At 75.0% G+C, this 17,754-nt stretch carries 14 protein-coding genes; 6 read left to right on the top strand and 8 right to left on the bottom strand.

Features of this window, described 5'->3' with window-relative positions; all coding sequences use genetic code 11:
* Positions 1-19: 19 nt before the first annotated feature.
* Complete coding sequence (gene dacB / locus ACFFKU_RS14425) at positions 20-1,441, bottom strand: D-alanyl-D-alanine carboxypeptidase/D-alanyl-D-alanine endopeptidase (protein ID WP_380138980.1); 1,422 nt, start codon at positions 1,439-1,441, stop codon at positions 20-22.
* Between the two features lie 198 nt (positions 1,442-1,639).
* Between dacB and ACFFKU_RS14420 the strand changes: the two genes are divergently transcribed.
* The 3 genes from ACFFKU_RS14420 (at position 1,640) to ACFFKU_RS14410 (ending at position 3,927) form a co-directional block, all read left to right on the top strand.
* Positions 1,640-2,140, top strand: a complete 501-nt coding sequence (locus tag ACFFKU_RS14420) for an inorganic diphosphatase (RefSeq protein WP_380139350.1) — start codon at positions 1,640-1,642, stop codon at positions 2,138-2,140.
* Positions 2,141-2,252: 112 nt separating this feature from the next.
* A complete protein-coding gene (locus tag ACFFKU_RS14415; RefSeq protein WP_380138979.1) occupies positions 2,253-2,684 on the top strand; it encodes a MerR family transcriptional regulator in 432 nt (143 codons plus the stop codon).
* Between the two features lie 64 nt (positions 2,685-2,748).
* Positions 2,749-3,927 (top strand): bifunctional transcriptional activator/DNA repair enzyme AdaA, encoded by a 1,179-nt coding sequence (locus ACFFKU_RS14410; RefSeq protein ID WP_380138978.1) that lies wholly within the window; start codon positions 2,749-2,751, stop codon positions 3,925-3,927.
* Between the two features lie 13 nt (positions 3,928-3,940).
* Here the strand turns inward: ACFFKU_RS14410 and ACFFKU_RS14405 are convergent, their stop codons facing one another.
* Positions 3,941-5,098, bottom strand: a complete 1,158-nt coding sequence (locus ACFFKU_RS14405) for a cell wall-binding repeat-containing protein (protein ID WP_380138976.1) — start codon at positions 5,096-5,098, stop codon at positions 3,941-3,943.
* 181 nt (positions 5,099-5,279) lie between these two features.
* Entirely contained in the window at positions 5,280-6,161 is an 882-nt protein-coding gene (locus tag ACFFKU_RS14400) for an SMP-30/gluconolactonase/LRE family protein (protein ID WP_380138975.1), read from the bottom strand.
* An 80-nt stretch (positions 6,162-6,241) separates the two neighbouring features.
* Between ACFFKU_RS14400 and ACFFKU_RS14395 the strand changes: the two genes are divergently transcribed.
* On the top strand, positions 6,242-7,489 hold the full coding sequence (locus tag ACFFKU_RS14395; protein WP_380138973.1) for an EAL domain-containing protein: 1,248 nt from the start codon (positions 6,242-6,244) through the stop codon (positions 7,487-7,489).
* A 127-nt stretch (positions 7,490-7,616) separates the two neighbouring features.
* Positions 7,617-9,404, top strand: coding sequence for a putative bifunctional diguanylate cyclase/phosphodiesterase (locus ACFFKU_RS14390; RefSeq protein ID WP_380138972.1), 1,788 nt, complete (start codon positions 7,617-7,619; stop codon positions 9,402-9,404).
* Here the strand turns inward: ACFFKU_RS14390 and ACFFKU_RS14385 are convergent.
* Together ACFFKU_RS14385 and ACFFKU_RS14380 are read right to left on the bottom strand one after the other, a co-directional pair.
* A complete protein-coding gene (locus ACFFKU_RS14385; protein ID WP_380138970.1) occupies positions 9,380-10,084 on the bottom strand; it encodes a response regulator in 705 nt (234 codons plus the stop codon). The genes ACFFKU_RS14390 and ACFFKU_RS14385 overlap by 25 nt on opposite strands.
* Complete coding sequence (locus ACFFKU_RS14380) at positions 10,081-11,901, bottom strand: sensor histidine kinase (protein WP_380138968.1); 1,821 nt, start codon at positions 11,899-11,901, stop codon at positions 10,081-10,083. Before ACFFKU_RS14380 ends, ACFFKU_RS14385 begins: the two co-directional genes overlap by 4 nt.
* Positions 11,902-11,966: 65 nt before the next feature.
* Here ACFFKU_RS14380 and ACFFKU_RS14375 point away from each other — a divergent pair, with 65 nt between their 5' ends.
* On the top strand, positions 11,967-13,328 hold the full coding sequence (locus tag ACFFKU_RS14375; protein ID WP_380138966.1) for a cation:dicarboxylate symporter family transporter: 1,362 nt from the start codon (positions 11,967-11,969) through the stop codon (positions 13,326-13,328).
* 89 nt (positions 13,329-13,417) lie between these two features.
* On the opposite strand, the gene ACFFKU_RS14370 is transcribed toward ACFFKU_RS14375, so the two are convergent.
* The 3 genes from ACFFKU_RS14370 to ACFFKU_RS14360 all read right to left on the bottom strand — a co-directional run bounded on the left by ACFFKU_RS14370 (position 13,418) and on the right by ACFFKU_RS14360 (position 17,719).
* Positions 13,418-14,971, bottom strand: a complete 1,554-nt coding sequence (locus ACFFKU_RS14370; RefSeq protein ID WP_380138963.1) for a methyl-accepting chemotaxis protein — start codon at positions 14,969-14,971, stop codon at positions 13,418-13,420.
* A gap of 53 nt (positions 14,972-15,024) precedes the next feature.
* On the bottom strand, positions 15,025-16,212 hold the full coding sequence (metX, locus tag ACFFKU_RS14365) for a homoserine O-acetyltransferase MetX (RefSeq protein ID WP_380139348.1): 1,188 nt from the start codon (positions 16,210-16,212) through the stop codon (positions 15,025-15,027).
* Positions 16,213-16,357: 145 nt separating this feature from the next.
* Entirely contained in the window at positions 16,358-17,719 is a 1,362-nt protein-coding gene (locus ACFFKU_RS14360) for a bifunctional o-acetylhomoserine/o-acetylserine sulfhydrylase (RefSeq protein ID WP_380138961.1), read from the bottom strand.
* Positions 17,720-17,754 lie beyond the last annotated feature (35 nt).

Below are 17,754 nucleotides of genomic sequence, written 5' to 3'. Positions count from 1 at the left end.
GGTCGACCCGCCCGTCCGTTCAGAAGGCCCGGCACCCGCACGCGGCCAGCCCGGCGGCGAAGTCGTCGACCAGGCGGCGGGCGGTCCCCCCGGCCCCGAACGGGACCCGGTCGGCGACGACGGCGAAGGCCAGCAACCGGCCGTCGGCGTCGACCACGTACCCGGCCAGCGACGTGACCCCGTTCAGCGTGCCGGTCTTGGCCCGCACGACCCCGAGCCCGCCCCGCTCGGCCGGGGTGCGGTAGCGGTCGAGCAGGGTGCCGTCGACCCCGCCGATGGCCAGCCCCGAGGCCAGCGCCCCGAGCCGGGGCCGGTCGGGTTCGGCGGCGACGCGCAGCACCCCGGTGAGCGTCCGGACCGGGACGACGGCCCCGCGCCCGAGTCCGCTGCCGCCCTGCAACCGCACGCCTTCGACGTCGACCCCGAGGCTCGCGACCTGCTCGACCAGCACGGCGGAGGCCTCGTCGAAGGTCCCCGGACGGCCCAGGGCCACGGCCGCCCGCCGGGCCAGGACCTCGGCGATCGTGTTGTCGCTGGTCGTGAGCATGATCTCGACGACCTCGGCGGTGGTGGCGGAGTCCACCCCCGCGAGCTCCTCCGCCCCGGCCGGGGCGGTGCCCGCGGCGACGGGGGCGTCGGCCCCGCCGGTGACGACGAGCCCGCGCGCGGCCAGCAGCCCGGCGAAGGTCCGGGCCGCGGTCTGCGCGGGCTGGGGGTCGCGGGGGGCCGAGCCGTTGAACTCGACCGGCGGCAGCAGCCGGCCCTGGTCGACGGCCAGCGGGGTGACCGGGCCGACGTAGCCCGCGGCCACGTCGCCGCTGCCCCAGGCCGGGGAGACGCTCGGGCCGGAGAAGATCGAGTCGTCCAGCCGCAGCGTCACGCTGCTGCGACCGGCGGCCCGGACCGCGGCGGCGGTGGCGTCGGCGAGGTCGGTGAGCCCGGCGTGCCCGAGCACGGCGTCGGGGTCCCCCGTCCCGGCGCTCAGCAGCGCGTCGCCCCCGGCCACCAGCACCACCTCGTCCCCCGGCCCGGCCAGCACGCGGGTGCGCGCCCGCGACTGCGGCCCGAGCACCTGCAGCGCGGTGACGGCGGTCAGCAGCTTGGTCGTGGAGGCGGGGGTCCGGGGCACCTCGACGTCGTGGCCCAGCAGCGACTCCCCGGTGCGGACGTCGACCACGCCGACCGAGACCCCCGCGGCGAGCTCGGGCGCGGTGAGCAGCGGGGCGGCCAGCGCGGCCAGGTCGGTCGGGGCCGGTTCCGGGGCGGCGGTCGCGAGCTCGGGCAGCACCGGGGCCGGGGACGACGGGAGCCGGGCCCCGGGCGCCGTCGGCAGCGGGCCAGGGGTCGGCACCGGCGCGATGGTCAGCGGCCCGGGGACGAGGTCGGCGGCGTCGAGCACCCCGTAGCCGCCGACGAGCAGGACCGCGGCGGCGGCGGCCACCCCGATCCGGGTGCCGCGACCCCTGCCGCGACCCCTGCCGCGACCCCGCGCGGACCCGTCCGGTCGAGCGTCCCCCCGCATCGACCCGCTCCCCTCCGGTCCTGACCGGTAACCTCCCGTGCCCGGGACCTGCGTCAAACTAGCGCGGACCGACCTGAGACCACCCGGCCCCTCTGGAGGACGTACGTGAGCAAGCCGATCGAGTTCGACGCGACCATCGAGATCCCCAAGGGGCAGCGCAACAAGTACGAGGTGGACCACGAGTCCGGCCGCATCCGCCTGGACCGCATGCTGTTCACCTCGACCCGCTACCCGCACGACTACGGGTTCATCGAGGGCACGCTCGGCGAGGACGGCGATCCCCTGGACGTCCTGGTCGTCCTGGACGAGCCCACCTTCCCCGGCTGCCTGGTGACCTGCCGGGCGATCGGCATGTTCCACATGCGCGACGAGGCCGGCGGCGACGACAAGATCCTCGCCGTCGTCGCGGGCGACCCGCGCTGGGAGAAGGTCCAGGACCTGACCGACATCAGCGACTTCGACCGCCTCGAGATCCAGCACTTCTTCGAGACCTACAAGGACCTCGAGCCCGGCAAGAGCGTCGAGGGCGCCAACTGGAAGGGCCGCGCCGAGGCCGAGGCCGAGATCGCGAACTCCTACGAGCGGGCCAAGGGCACCTCGTACGAGCACAAGCACTGACGCGTCCCGCTCCCACCCCGCCCACCCCGCCCGCGGGGTCGGGCGGGGTTCGCGTGCGGGGGGCGGGTCGTATGGTGGGAGGCCGTCCCGTCCCGCCGTCGAAGGGCCCCGCGTGTCCAGGCTGATGCAGATCGGGGAGGTCGTCGAGCGGGTCGGGTACAGCACCCGCACCATCCGCTACTACGACGAGATGGGTCTGGTGACCCCCTCCGAGCGTTCGCCCGGCGGATTCCGGCTCTACACCGAGATGGACGTCTACCGCCTGCTCGTCCTCAAGCGGATGAAACCGCTGGACTTCACGCTGGAGCAGATGCGCGACCTCCTGGGCATCCTCGACGCCCTCGACGGGCGCACCCCCTCGGAGGTGGGGCGCGAGGAACTCTTCGACCGTCTCGACGCGTTCCGGGCCGCGGCCGACGCCAAGGTCGAGAAACTCCGTGAACGCCTCGCGATGGCCGAGGAGTTCGCCCAGCAGCTGCGCGACGAGGCCGCGGGCCGCAGCGACGGCGACAGCCCCGCCCCGGAACCCCCCGTCCGCGCCTGAACGCGTCGATGCGACGGCGCTCGGCGGAGTGTTCCGCCCCGGGACGCGACCTACCGTCGGGGTCATGCCGCTGCTCGCTCCCCCGGACCCGGTCCCGACCGTGGAACTGACCGACGACCGGTGGGACGCGGTCGTGAACCGTTCCACCGGTCCGCACGACTTCCTCTTCGCCGTCCGTACCACCGGGATCTACTGCCGCCCGGGTTGTCCGGCTCGGACGCCGTTGCGGCGCAACGTGATCGCCGTCGCTGATCCGGGTGCGGCCGAACTCGCCGGGTTCCGCGCCTGCCGCCGCTGCCACCCCGACGCGGGCCTCGGGACCGACGGCGGGGAGGTCGACCGGGCGCGGGTCGTCGAGGCCTGCCGGGCCATGGACGAGGCCGGGGGGCCGGTTCCGGTGGCGGACCTGGCCGTCCGCACCGGGTGGAGCCCACGGCACCTGCAGCGCCGGTTCGCCGAACTCACCGGGACCACGCCGCGCGCCTACGGCGAGACCGTGCGCGCCGCCCGGTTGCGGCCCGCCCTCCGCGCCGACGGCGGGGTGCTGGACGCGGCGTTCACCGTCGGGTACGGGTCGGTCCGCGCATTCTACGAGCAGGGCGCCGCCCGGCTCGGGATGACGCCGAGCGCGTTCGCGGCCGGGGGACGCGGGGAACGGTTGCTGTACGCCGTCACCGACCTCGACCTGCCCGTGGACCGGCCCGCGGACGGGCCCACGAACCTGGGCGCCGATCCGACCGGGGGGTCGGCGCGGCTGCTCGTGGTGGTCTCGTTCGCCGGGGTGGTGGCCGTCCGCCTCGGGCCCGACGGGGAGGCGCTGCTGGCCGAGGTGCGCGCGGAACTGCCCGCGGCGGAGTTCGAGCGCGCCGACGACGCCCTGGCCGACGTGGTGGGCGGACTCCGCCGGCTGGCCGCGGGCGCGGCGGCCCCGGCGCTGCCCCTGGACGTGCGGGGGACGGCCTTCCAGGCCCGGGTGTGGGCGGCGCTGCGCCGCATCCCGGCGGGTGAGGTGCGCAGCTACGCCGAGGTCGCCGTCGAGCTGGGGCGCCCCTCGGCGGTCCGGGCCGTGGCGGGGGCCTGCGCCCGCAACCCCGCCGCCCTGCTCACCCCGTGCCACCGGGTCCTGCGCTCCGACGGCGGGCTGGGCGGGTTCCGCTGGGGTCTGGCGGTGAAGGAGGAACTGCTCGCGCGGGAGGCCGCGGCCGGGCACGAGGACGTGCCCGGACCGCGGCCCCCACGCTGAGGGTCGACCGAGGTCAGTCCCGCAGACGGAGCGAGCGCAGCGACTGCTGCTGGGTGCCCCCGGCGAGCTCGACCGCGCCGACGGCGGTGGTCCGTCCGGCACCGAAGACGTCGAACCAGGCCTCGATGATGTCCATCGAGTCGGCGCTCTCCCCGACCAGCAGGGTCGAGCGGCCCAGCGGGCCGGAGGCGAGCGCGTCGACGAGGTTGCCGTCGAGCCCGGCCACCAGCACGAGGTCGGCGGGCTCGACGCCGCGGTCCACGCCGGCCCCGGCCAGTTCGAGGGCGGTCTCGTAGCGGTTCTCACCCTCGGCGCGCTCCGGCGCGGGCAGGGCGGCGAGGGCCTCCGGGGCCACCCCGGCCGGGCCACCGGCGACGGTGGTGGAGGTGACGCCCTTGGACCGCAGCAGGTCCCCGACCGGGATCGGGTCGTTGTCGTCGACCAGGACGAGCGGCTCGGCCAGACGGGCGGCGGGGCCGGCCGAGGCGAGCGCGTCGACCAGGTGGCGCTCCTCGCCCGAGGCGACCCAGGCGTGGGTGGCGTTCGGCATGAGGGCGGCGACCGCGCGGGAGGTGGCGTAGCGGTTGGCCCCCTCCACCCGCCCCACGCTGGTGACACCGAGCTCGCGCAGGCGGTCGGCGGTGCCCGCGTCGAGCGAGGAGGTCCCGCCGACGATGAGGACGGAGTCGACCCCGGTGCTGCGCAGGTAGTCGGCGGTCGCGGCCGGGATGGACCCGCGACGGGCCAGCAGGACCGGGGCGGCGAGGCTGCGGGCCAGCGGCGCGGTCGAGAGCGCGTCGACCAGGTGCCCGGCCTCCCCGCTCACCAGCACGGCCACGTCGGCCTCGGGGAACCCGTGCCGGGCCACCTCGACGGCCGTCGCGTACCGGTCGTCGCCGGAGAGCTGGACGGTCTGGTTCGGGGTGCCGCTGGGCAGCGGGGCACCCTTGTACTGCAGGTTGCCGACGCAGCCCGGGTGCACGATCGGCAGCTGCGGCGAGCAGACGGGGGTGAGGGTCTCGAAACCCGGTTCCGGCGCGGCGACGGCGGGCGTCGCGGCGGCGGCACCACCGAGGAGGGCCAGGGTCAGGGTCGCGGCGAACGCCGCGCGACGACGACGGGGGGCCTGTCGAACCGGGGAAGAGTTGTCGGTCACGCGGTGGTCGAGCATTCGGATCCTCCTGAGCGGGTGCACCGGCGCAGCGCCGGTCAGGGCGGAGTCTCGCAGCCACGGTGACGGTGCGTCAGGAATTTCGGCCCCACCCCCCGGTTGGATCAGTGATCCGGCACGGTGAGTGTCTGATCGTCACTGTGGGACAGCGGGAATGCCCTCGCGGGTCCCGCCCCGGAACTCAGCCGGCGAAGGGCAGCGCGGCCAACCCGCGGACGCCGGCCGGGAACCGGAACAGGCTGCCCGCGGCCGGGTCGTCGTCGTCCTCGAGGTTCTCGCGCGACGTCGTGATCCAGAGTTCCTCGAGTTCCGCACCACCGAACGTGCACGACGTCACCTGCCGCGCCCCGACCTCGACGACCTCGCTCAGCGACCCGTCGGGCGCGTAGCGGTGCACGCCGGACCCGCCGAACAACGCGGTCCACACCCCGCCCTCGGCGTCGACGCACAACCCGTCGGGGTGCCCCTCGCTCCGCTCGCCGTGGACCCGCGCGAAGGGGCGACGCTCCCGCAGGTCGCCGTCGACCACGTCGAACACGTCGATCCGACCGGTGGGGGTGTCGTTGTAGTAGGCCAGGGTCCCGTCGGGGCTGAACCCCAGGCCGTTGGAGATCGTCACCGCGGGCAGCACGACGGCGACCACCCCGTCGGCACCGAGCCGGTACAGGCTGGCGCGACCGTCACCCCGGCCGTCGGTCTGGTCGTAGGCCATCGACCCGATGTAGAAGCGACCCTGCGGGTCGCAGCCGCCCTCGTTCATCCGCAGCCCGGAGGTCTCGCCGAAGAACGCGGGCCGCGCCGCCGGGAAGGGGTCGAGCGCTCCCGCGGAGTCCTCCAGAAGCACCCCCCGTTCGGTCGCGATGATCGCGCCGCCCCCGACGCGGGGCCGGACGCACGCGGCGACCGGTCCCACGTGGATCCGGTCCACCGACCCGTCCTCCCGCAGCGTGCAGACGTCACCCGCGTAGAGGTCGACGAAGCGCAGCCCGCCCCACTGCTCCGACCAGCACGCCCCCTCCCCGTGGTGGGTGAGGACCGGGGTGACTCGTTCCGCGTGGACCATGCGCGAACCCTACGGGCCGTCACCCCCACCCCCCGGATGGCGGGGTCAAGGGATCGGCGGAGGATGCCGATGGGGGCGGAGTGAGGTCGTGGGGCAGGTCGTGGTCGCGCCGGGGCACCGGGGACGGTGTCGCCGATCGCGAGACGCTGCTCGCCGCCCTCACCCCCGCGCTCATCTCGGCCGGTCTCGGCGGGACCCCGCTGACCCTGGTCCGCCTCGAGGTCGGCGTCACCGTCCCCGAGGAGACCCCCGACCTGACCGCCCGACTGCTCGCGCTCGCCGCGGACCCCGCGGCCCTGCTCGCCCGGCTCGGCGGCGAGGAGTTCGCGCTGCTGCTGCCGGGGCGGACCGACGGCGAGGCGGTCGCCCTGCTCGACCGGCTGGGCGACCTCCCGGTGACCGCGGGCATCGCGCAGCTGGTGCCCGGCGAGGACCGTGCGACCCTGCTCCGGCGGGCCCGGGCCGCCCGCCCGGGCGACGTCGCGACGGGTCGCCCGACCCCCCGGGTCGGCGTCGCCGACCTCGAGCGCACCCGCCTCGCCGCCGACCTGGCCCGGACCCTGCGGGGTGCGCCCGAGCAGATCGAGGTCCGGCACCGACCGGTCGTCGACCTGCACGACGGTCGGGTCCTCGCCGTCGAGGCGTCCTGGCACTGGGAGCACCCGACCCGGGGGGCCCTCGCGCCCGCCGAGGTCCCGCTCACCGTGGAGGCCGCCGTCGAGGTGGGCCACCTCGTCCTCGGCCGGGCCTGCGCCGACGTCGTGCGTCTGCGGGCCGTGACCCCCGACCTGCACCTGCACCTCACCCTGCCCCCCGGCCACCTCGGCACCGGTGCGTCCGGCGCGGTGCTCGACACCTGCGAGGCCACCGGCCTGCCCCCGCACGCACTCCTGCTCGGCGTCCCGGAGACCACCCTGGTCCGCCCCCGCCCGGCCCTGCTCGAGGAGCTGGGGCGGCTGCGCGAGGCCGGGGTGCGCATCGCGATCACCGACGTCGGGACCGCGACCCCGCTGGGGGCGCTCGACGCGCTGCCGCTCGACGAGCTGCACCTCGGTCCGGCGCTCACCGCCCCGGTGGTCGGGTCGGGGCACCGGGTGGAGGTCGTGCGCGCGGTGGTGGAACTCGGCACCGCGCTCGGTCTCACCCTGCTCGCCACCGGGGTCGACTCCGCCCCCCGGGCCGCGGTCCTGCGCGCGCTCGGCTGCGGCCGCGCCGCCGGGGACCTCTTCGCCCACCCCGAGCCCGTGGTCACGGTCCTGCAGCGGCTCGCCCTCGAGGACTCCCGCAGCCCCGCCGCGGCGGCCCTCGGCGGGCCGTCCCGACCCTGAGTCCCGGCCTCACCCGGGCGGGCGCGACCCGGACGGCGGAGAACAACACGTCCGGGATTGGGACAGTCGGGTGGCCATTCCCCCACGGTTCTCAAGGACTTCCCCCACGGACCCGACCTCTTGTCCCATGAAGTGGTCGAGGTCCGCGCCCGAGGTGGCGACGCCGCGCATGATGGCGCTGACGACCGGCTGGTTGTACCTGGCCGGGGGTCTGACCGCGCTCGTCGTCGGGGTCAGCGACCTCCTCGTCGCCGCGGACGGGGTCCCGCTCTCCTTCCTCCACCTGCTCGCCATCGGTCTCACCGCCATGGGGACCGGCGCGATCGTCCTGGTCTGGGGCGGGCGTTGGCCGCGCGCGTTCTTCCACGTCCTCGTGGGCGGGGGCAGCGTCCTCATCACCCTGGCCACGCTCGCGGCCGGGTCGGCCTCGGGAACCATGGTCGCCGCGGCCATCTTCACCTTCGTGGCCATCGACGCGGCCTTCTACTTCGCGCCGCCCGCGGCCCTCGCGCACCTGCTGCTGCTGCTCACCGGGCTGGTCGTGGCGCTCTCGACCCGCGGGGTCCCCGCCCTGGACATCCTCGGTCTGTTCCTCGTCTGCCTGGCCGTCTGCGCGGTCACGGCCGTCCTGGTCGACCGCGCCTCCAGCGCCGACCGCGACACCCTGACCGGACTGCCCAACCGACGCCGGTTCGAGGAGGCGTTCGCGACCGCGACCCGCGGGCGCAACCGCCACGAGCTCACCCTCGCCGTGCTCGACCTCGACGACCTGGCCGCGGTCAACGACGGTCGCGGTCCGGGTGAGGGCGACGAGCTGCTGCGCGCCGTGGCCCGCACGCTGCACCGAACGGTGACGGACGCCGTCCCCGGGGCGGTGGTAGCTCGTTACGGCGGTGACGAGTTCGTCCTGCTGCTGCCCGGGACCTGCGGCGACGTCGCCACCCGGCTCGTCGACGGCCTCCGGGCCGAGGTCGGGATCGCCTTCTCCTGCGGCCTGGCCCAGCGGGCCCACGGTGAGTCCCGTTCGGCGCTGCTGCGCCGCGCGCTGGCGGCGCTCACCGCCGCCAAGACCGGCGGGGGCGGTCGCACCGAACGCGCCGACGACGCCACCGCCCTGCTGGCCGCCGACCTGACCTCGGCCCTGGCCGAGGATCCCGACCAGTTCCACGTCGTCCACCAGCCCATCGTCGACCTGACCACCGGGGACCTCCTGGCCGTCGAGGCGCTCTGCCGCTGGACGCACCCGACCCGGGGTCCGGTCTCGCCCGCGGAGTTCATCCCGGCCGCCGAGAACGCCGGACTGATCGCCGAGCTCGGCGCGCTCGTCCTGGAACGCGCCTGCGCCGACGCCGTCCGCCTGCGGGCCGTGCAGCCCGACCTCGTGGTCGCCGTGAACGTCTCCGGCCGGCAGCTGGTGCGTCCGGGTTTCTACGCCGAGGTGCTGGACGTCCTGCACCGCACCGGGTTGCCGGCGAGCGGGCTCTGCATCGAGGTGACCGAGAGCGTCGTCGACGGTTCGACCCCGACGGCCCTGCGCACGTTGGAGATGTTGCACGCCGACCGGGTGCAGGTCGCCATCGACGACTTCGGGACGGGGTACTCGGCGTTCAGCCGCCTGGACGCCCTGCCCGCCCACCACCTCAAGCTCGACGCCGCGTTCACCGCCGGGATCACCACCTCGGGGCGGCGCGCCGGCATCCTGCGCGGGTTGCTCGACATGTGCGCGGCGCTGGGGTTGTCCGTCGTGGCCGAGGGGGTCGAGACCTGCGAGCAGGCCACGAAACTGCGGGAGCTCGGCTGCCCGTCGGCCCAGGGTTTCCTGTTCGCCCGCCCGCAGCCGGTGTCGGAGATCCACCGTCGCCTGCTCGAGGCCCGGCCGGCCCCGGCGGTTCAGAGCGCGGCGGTCGGCAGGTAGGCGAGCTCCGGACGTCCGGAACCCCCGTAGCGGGGTTCCCGACGGACCCGGCCCGCACCGGCCAGGTGCTCGAGGTAGCGACGGGCGCTCCCCCGCGACACCCCGGTCGCGGTGGCCGCCTCGGTCGCGGACAACCCGACCGCGGGGTCCACCTCCCGCAGCGCGGCCACGACGTTCTCCAGCGTCGCCGAGGTGACCCCCCGGGCGGGGGCGCTGGTGGTGCGCAGCTCGGCCAGCGCCGCGTCGATCGCCTGCTGGTCCAGCCCCGGGCCCGCGGCCTCCGCGACCCGCGCCACCTCGGCCCGGAACCGTGCGTAGGCCCGCAGCCGGTCCTCCAGGGCGCTGGCCGTGAACGGTTTCAGCAGGTACTGCACGACCCCCATCGACAGGGCCTGGCGCACCACCGCGGTCTCCCGGGCCGCGGTGACCGCGATGACGTCGGCGGGCAGCGCCGCCGAGCGCAGCGCCCGGAGGACGGTGAGCCCGTCGACGTCGGGCAGCGTCATGTCGAGCAGGACGAGGTCCACCCCGCCGACCCCCTGCTTGCCGACCGCGGCCAGGGCGTCGCGCCCGTTGTGCGCGACGGCGACGACCGTGAACCCGGCGACCGCGTCGACGGTGCGGCGGTGCCCCGCGGCCAGCACCGGGTCGTCCTCCACGACCAGGACCCGGACGTTCACCCGCCCACCCCGCTCGCCGCGCGGACCCGCAGGGGCAGCCGGACGACGATCGTGCCACCCCCGTCGTCGACGGTCACCGGTGCCTCGACACCGACCGTGCCCCCGTGCCGGCGGACGACCTGACCGACCAGGGCGAGCCCCAACCCGTGGCCGTGCGCGGCGTCCCCGGCGGGATCGGCCAGCCGCTGCTGCTTGCGCGACCATCCGCGGCGCATCGCCCGGGCCAGGTCCGCCTCCCGCAAACCGGGGCCGGAGTCGGTCACCCGGATCTCCACCGCCCCGGGCCCGCCCCCCAGCCCGACCCGGACCCAGCGCGGCGGTTCGGCCGCGAGCGCCGCCTCCACCGCGTTGTCGACGAGGTTGCCGACGACGGTGACGAGGTCGCGGGGCGGCAGGACGTCCTCGCCCAGCTCGGTGCCCGGCTCGACCTCCAGCTCGACGCCGCGCTCGGCACCCTGCGCGGCCTTGCCGATGAGCAGCGCCGCGATCGCCGGGTCGGCGACCCCGGCCACCACCAGGTCGGTGAGCTGCTGGGCCTGCTCCAGCTCGGCGGTGGCGAAGCCGACGGCCTCCTCGCCGCGACCGGCCTCGACCAGGGTGACCACGACCTGCAGGCGGTTCGCGGCCTCGTGAGCCTGCGAGCGCAGCACCTCGGCGAGCCCGCGGACGGCGTCGAGGTCGCGGGTCAGGGCCTGCAGTTCCGTGTGGTCGCGCAGGGTGACGACCGTGCCGACGACCCGGGTCTCCCAGCGGGCGGTGAGCCGGCTGACCACGAGGACGCGGTCGTCGGTCACCTGCAGGTCGTCGACGACGTCCTCGGAGCGGGCGACCAGGGCGCGGACGGGTTCGGGCACCACGACGTCGCCCTCCGGGGTGGCGGCGAGCAACCGGCGGGCCTCGTCGTTGGCCGCCCGCAACCGGCCGGCGGGGTCGAAGACCAGCAGGCCCTCGCGCAGGGAGTGCAGGACGGCGTCGTTGATCTCCCACAACCGGGTGAGGTCGGCCGGTTCCAGTCCGTGGGTGCGGGCCCGCACCCAGCGGCTCAGCGCGAGCGCCCCGAGCACCGAGGCCGCGAGCGCCGCCGCGATCGAGCCGATGAGCAGCGGGAGCTGGGCCTGCAGGTCCGCGGCCACCGAGCGGGTGCTGACGCCGACGGCGACGGCGCCGACCACCTGGTCGGAGCCGGGGGCGCGAACGGGCACGACGGCGCGGACGGAGGGTCCGAGCGTGCCGGTGTAGGTCTCGACGACGGTGCGCCCGGCCAGGGCCGGAGCGGCGGTCCCGACGAACGTCTGCCCGATGCGCGAGGGGTCCGGGTGCGTCCAGCGGATGCGGTCGCGGTCCATGACGGTGATGAACGTGACCCCGGTACGGGTCCGGACGGCCTCGGCGTGCTCCTGGACCTGGGCGCGTTCCCCGGCCCGCGCGGGGTCGGTGGTCGCGGCGGCGTCGGCCAACCCGTCGCGCACGTCGGGGCTGAAGGCCATCGACTCGGCGACGTCGGTGACGACGGCGACGGCGTCCTCGTGGGTGTCGGTGCGCACGAACCAGACCAGCGTGACCGCCGAGCCGAGGGTCACCAGGCCGACGACCGCGACCTGGAGGACGAAGACGCGCCCGGCCAGGGTCAGGTGCCGACGGCCACCCCAGCGGCGGACCCAGCGACCCGCACGACCGCGGCCGGAGGGACGACCGGGGAGGTCCGCGAGCCCGAGACCGTCCCCCGCGGTACCGGGCGTGACGACGGGTCCACCGGGGGTGGAGGAGTTCCGTCCGTCCGGATCACCGTCATGGACGAAAGGTGCAGAAGCTCCCACGTTCGCCCTCCTGTGAACACCATCACTACAAGTCGTTCCCCCGGTTCCGCCCAAAGGAGGGTCCCATGAGCACCGCTGCTCACGCGCCGGCGAAGAAGAAAGATCGTTCCCACTGGCTCTACATCATGGTCATCATCGCCGTGGTCGCCGGTATCGCCATCGGCCTGCTGGCCCCCGAGGTCGGCGAATCGCTCGCCCCCCTCGGCACGATGTTCATCAACCTCGTCAAGATGATGATCTCGCCCATCATCTTCTGCACCATCGTCCTGGGCATCGGCTCGGTCCGGAAGGCCGCGCAGGTCGGCCGGGTCGGCGGGGTGGCCCTCGGCTACTTCCTGGTGATGAGCGGGTTCGCGCTGGTCATCGGCCTGGTCGTCGGGAACTTCCTGCCCAGCACCGACCTGCAGCTGACCGACGAGCTGCGCGCCGTCGGCGCCGAGCGGGCCGAGCAGGCCGAGGGCGAGGACGGGACGATCGGGTTCCTCCTCGGCATCATCCCCAAGACCCTGATCTCCTCGCTGACCGCCGGTTCCGTGCTGCAGACGCTGTTCGTGGCCCTGCTCGTCGGGTTCGCCATCCAGGCCCTCGGTGAGCGCGGCGAACCCGCCCTGCGGGCCTTCGAGGTCGCCCAGCGCATCATCTTCAAGGTCCTGGCGATGGTCATGTGGATCGCCCCGATCGGTGCCTTCGGCGCCATCGCCGCGGTCGTCGGGGCCACCGGCGTCGACGCCCTGAAGGCCCTCGCGATCGTCATGATCGGGTTCTACGCGACCTGCGCCGTCTTCATCTTCGTGGTCCTGGGTCTGCTGCTGAAGGCCGTCACCGGTCTCTCGATCTTCTCGGTCCTCAAGTACGTGGCCCGCGAGATCCTGCTGATCGTCTCCACCTCCAGCTCCGAGACCGCCCTGCCCCGCCTCATCGCCAAGATGGAGCACCTGGGCGTGCACAAGTCCACCGTCGGCATCACCGTCCCGACCGGGTACTCCTTCAACCTGGACGGCACCGCGATCTACCTGACGATGGCCTCGCTGTTCATCGCCACCTCCCTCGGCGACCCGCTGTCCATCTCCGAGCAGGTCTCGCTGCTGCTCTTCATGATCATCGCGTCGAAGGGTGCGGCCGGGGTCTCCGGCGCCGGGCTGGCCACGCTGGCCGGCGGGCTCTCCTCGCACCGCCCCGAGCTGCTGGACGGCGTCGGCCTCATCGTCGGCATCGACCGGTTCATGTCCGAGGCCCGCGCCATCACCAACTTCATCGGCAACACGGTCGGGACCATCGTCATCGGCACCTGGTCCAAGACCATCGACTACGACCAGGTCCGTACGGTCCTGGCGGGCAACGACCCGTTCGACGAGCGGTCGATGGACCCCTCGGTCCACCACCAGGCCGAGGTCGAGCAGAGCGACCTCGTCGCCGGCCAGCGGTGACGGTCTGAGCGCAGGACCCCCGGAACGCACGACCCCCCGGCCGCGGACGCGGGCGGGGGGTCGTGTCATTCCCGGCCCCGGGTCGGGCCTCACCGCTTGAAGCGGGCGACCTCCAGGGTCAGCTCCTGGGAGCGGAAGGTGAGGGCCTCGACGGCCTCCCGGGACCGGCGGAGGTCCTCGGTCGTGCGCACCGCGGAGTCGGCCACCGTGCTGACGTGCGCGGCGATCTGGCGGCCCCCCTCGGCGGCCGCGGAGATGTCGTGGGTGACCAGCTCGGTCGTCGCCGACTGCTGCGCGATCGAGGAGGCGATGCGGTGCTGCTCGGTGGCGATGCCGGTGATGACCTCGCCGATCTCGTCGATCGCGACCGCGGCCCGCATCGCGTCGTCCTGGATGCGCTGGACGCGGCGGCCGATGTCCTCGGTCGCCCGGGCGGTCTGCACGCTGAGTTCCTTGACCTCCCCGGCGACGACCGCGAACCCCCGGCCCGCCGCCCCGGCCCGGGCGGCCTCGATGGTCGCGTTGAGGGCCAGCAGGTTGGTCTGCTCGGCGATGGCGGTGATCGCGCGGATGACGTCGCCGATCTCGGCGGAGGACTCCCCGAGCTCGCTGACCGTGCGGTTGGTGTCGGCGACCAGGTCGACCGCCTGACCGGCGACCCGGGTGACCTCGGCGGTCCCGGAGGAGATGTCGGTGATGGAGTCGCCGAGCTCCTCGGCGCTGCGGGCCAACGACTGCAGGGCCAGCGAGACGGCTTCGGCGCTGGTGGTGGCGGCGACGGCCCGGGTCGAGGTGGTGCCCGCGGCCCCGGCGATCGAGCCGGTGGTCTCGCGCACGAGCGTCCCGGCCTGGCCGACCGCCCCGGCCGAGGCGGCGACGGCGTCCAGCAGGCGGCGCAGCCCGGCGCGGGCGACCTCGAGGTCGCCGGTGGCCTGACCGATCTCGTCGGCGGAGTCGACGTCCACCCGCACGGTGAGGTCGCCCACCGCGAGCGCGGCCAACCCGTCGCGGAGCCGGCGCATGCGGCGCACCGAGCGGGCGGCGACGACCCACGCGAAGGCCGACCCGCCCAGCAGGCCGACGATCCCGACGACGACGACCACGACGATGGCCTGGTCGGCGGTGGTCTCGGCGGCGGTCATCCGGTCGGTGGTGGCGGTGACCAGCGCCTCGCGCTCGGCCTGCAACCGGCCCGCCAGCTCGTCGGCGGCCGGCCGGACCTGGGTGTTGTAGACGATCGTGTCCATCGACCCGGCGTCGCGCAGCGCGTCCACGGCCGCGGTGTAGCGGTCCAGGGCCCCCGACACGTCCGGCGGCAGCGGGTGCGTCCCGCCGCCGGAGAAGTCGTCCAACGCGCCCCGGACCAGCTCGTCGGCGGCGGAGGCCTGGTCGAGCTCGCTGCGGCGGGTGCCGACGTCCGTCGTGGTGGCCGCGACGACCACGTGCTGGCGAGACTCCTCGAACCAGCGCTGGGCCTCGGCCAGGGCGCGCGCCGGGTAGGCGTCGCTGCGGGCGGTGGCCTGCAGGTCGGCGCGCAGCCGGGCGATCCCGAGCACGCCGGTGAGCCCCACGATCACGGACACGGCGGCCAGCACGGCCGCGAGCCCGAGGATCTTGGTCCGCAGTCCGAGTCTCGACGTCACGGGCCTCCATCGGCCACGGGGCCGGGGAGGTGAGCGGGGATCTTCCCCGGGCCTCAGGCGGTCGCGGGGCCGTCCGGGACGCGGGGGTCGCCGATCCGCAGGGTCTCCTCGACCAGCGGGGCGATCTGGTCGAACTCCAGCAGGAACCCGTCGTGACCGTAGACGGAGCGGATGACCCGCAGCCCTCCGACGGTGCTCGGGGCCCGGTCGGCGATCCGGGTGGAGTCGGGCAGGGGGTAGAGGCGGTCGCTGTCGACGCCGGCCACCACCAGGGGCACGGTCACCCCCTCGAGGGCCACGTCGGTCCCCCCGCGCCCGGCGCCCACGTCCCAGAGGTTCATGGCGTCGGTCAGCACGAGGTAGCTGCCCGCGTCGAAGCGCCGGACCAGCTTGTCGGCGTGGTGGTCGAGGTAGCTCTGCACGGCGAAGCGGCCCGGCTGCCGACCGTCCTGCGGGGAGCTCTCCCCGGGTTGCGGCAGGCGGCCGAACCGTTCGTCGAGCTCGGCGGCGGTCCGGTAGGTGAGGTGGGCCAGCCGCCGGGCCAGGCCCAGCCCGGTGTGCGGCCCCTCGCCGTCCGGACGGTCGTGGTAGTCACCGCCGGCGAACCCGGGGTCGGCCAGGATCGCCGTCATCTGCGCGGTCTGGGTGCCGATCTGGTCGGCGGTCGCCGCCGCGCAGGTGGCCAGCACCAGGGCGGCGCCGACCCGGTCCGGCTGGGCGACGGCCCATTCCAGGGACCGCATGCCGCCCATCGAGCCGCCCAGCACCGCGACGAGCCGGGTGATGCCGAGCTGGTCGAGCAGCCGCGTCTCGGCGGCGACCTGGTCGGCCACGGTGATCCGCGGGAACGCCGATCCCCAGGGCCGGGTGGTCCCGGGGCGACGGCTCGCCGGACCGGTGCTGCCCTGGCACCCGCCGAGGACGTTGGCGGCGACGACGAAGTAGCGGTCGGTGTCCAGCGGTCGACCCGGACCGATCAGGCCCTCCCACCACCCGGCGGTCGGCTGCCCGGGCCCGGCCGCCCCCTGCAGGTGGGCGTCGCCGGTGAGCGCGTGCTCGACGAGCACCGCGTTGGCCCCGTCGGCGGCCAGGGTCCCCCACGTCTCGTAGGCCAGCCGGACCCCGGGCAGGGCCCCGCCGAGCTGCAGGGGCAGGTCGCCGACGTCGGCGAAGCGCCGCTGGGCCACCGGGTCACCCTCCCGCCAGGCGCCCGTGGCCGGGGGGAGCGTGCGGGTCCGCACGTCGGGCCAGACCCGGGCGGAGGTCTCCGCCCCCTGCACCGGACCGGTGGCCTCGCCCGCCCACGCGTCCGTCTCCACCACGTTCAGGATCACCACTCCGCTCGCCGTCCCCTCGTCCCGATTGTCCCCCGCCGCACCACCGGGCTCAGCCGGCCGCGGCGGCGAACCCGTGGGCGAGGTCGGCCAGGATGTCGTCGAGGTGCTCGATGCCGACGGCGAGCCGGACGAGACCCGGGGTCACGCCCGAGGTGAGCTGCTCCTCGGGGTTCAGCTGGCTGTGGGTCGTCGAGGCCGGGTGGATGACCAGGGAGCGGACGTCACCGATGTTGGCGACGTGGCTGTGCAGGGTCAGCGCGTCGACGAAGCGCTTGCCCGCCTCCAGGCCGCCGGCGATCTCGAAGGAGAGCACGGCACCGGCCCCGCGCGGCGCGTAGCGCCGGGCGAGGGCGTGCGACGGCGAGTCGGGCAGGCCCGCGTAGTTGACGCCCAGCACGTCCTCCCGGGTGGCGAGCCACTCCGCGACGGCCTGGGCGTTGGCGACGTGGCGCTCCATGCGCAGCGACAGGGTCTCGATGCCCTGGGCGATGAGGAAGGCGTTGAACGGGCTGATCGCCGGGCCCAGGTCGCGCAGCAGCTGCACGCGCGCCTTGATGACGTAGGCGACCGGGCCGACCGCGTCGGTGTAGACGACGTCGTGGTAGCTCGCGTCCGGCGTGGTCAGGCCGGGGAAGCGCTCGGCGTGCGCGGCCCAGTCGAAGCGGCCCGAGTCGACGATGGCCCCCCCGATCGCGGTGCCGTGCCCGCCGAGGTACTTCGTGGCCGAGTGCACGACGATGTCGGCGCCGTGCTCGAAAGGCCGGATGAGGTAGGGCGTCGCGATGGTGTTGTCCACGATCAGCGGGACCCCGGCGGCGTGCGCGACCTCGGCGACGGCGGCGATGTCGAAGATGCCGCCCTGCGGGTTGGCGATGGTCTCGCCGTAGAACAGCTTGGTGCGCGGCTGCACGGCGGCCTGCCAGCTCGCCGGGTCGTCCGGGTCCTCGACGAAGGTCACCGAGATGCCGAACTTGGGCAGGGTGTGCCGGAACAGGTTGTAGGTGCCGCCGTAGAGCCGCGGGGTGCTGACGACGTGGTCACCCGCCTCGGCGATGTTGAGGATGGCCAGCGTCTCCGCCGACTGCCCGCTGGCCAGCAGCAGCGCCGCCGCCCCGCCCTCGAGGGAGGCGATCCGCTCCTCGACCGTGTTCTGGGTCGGGTTCATGATCCGCGTGTAGATGTTGCCGAACTCGGCCAACCCGAACAGCGCGGCCGCGTGGTCGGAGTCGCGGAAGGTGTAGCTGGTCGTCTGGTAGATCGGCAGCGCCCGGGCGTTGGTCGCCGGGTCGGGGGCCTGACCGGCGTGGACCTGCCGGGTCTCGAAGCTCCAGGCGGCCGGGTCGGCGACAAGGTTCTCGGGGGTCTGGGCGTTGTCGGTGCTGGCGGCACTGTTGGTGCTGTCGGTGCTCACGGGTGCTCTCCTCGGACGGGTGGGGACGCCCGCCC

Origin of the sequence: Kineococcus gynurae, from assembly GCF_042433995.1 — a bacterium.
GTDB classification, from domain to species: domain Bacteria; phylum Actinomycetota; class Actinomycetes; order Actinomycetales; family Kineococcaceae; genus Kineococcus; species Kineococcus gynurae.
This window is presented reverse-complemented; position numbering and strand designations above follow the sequence as displayed.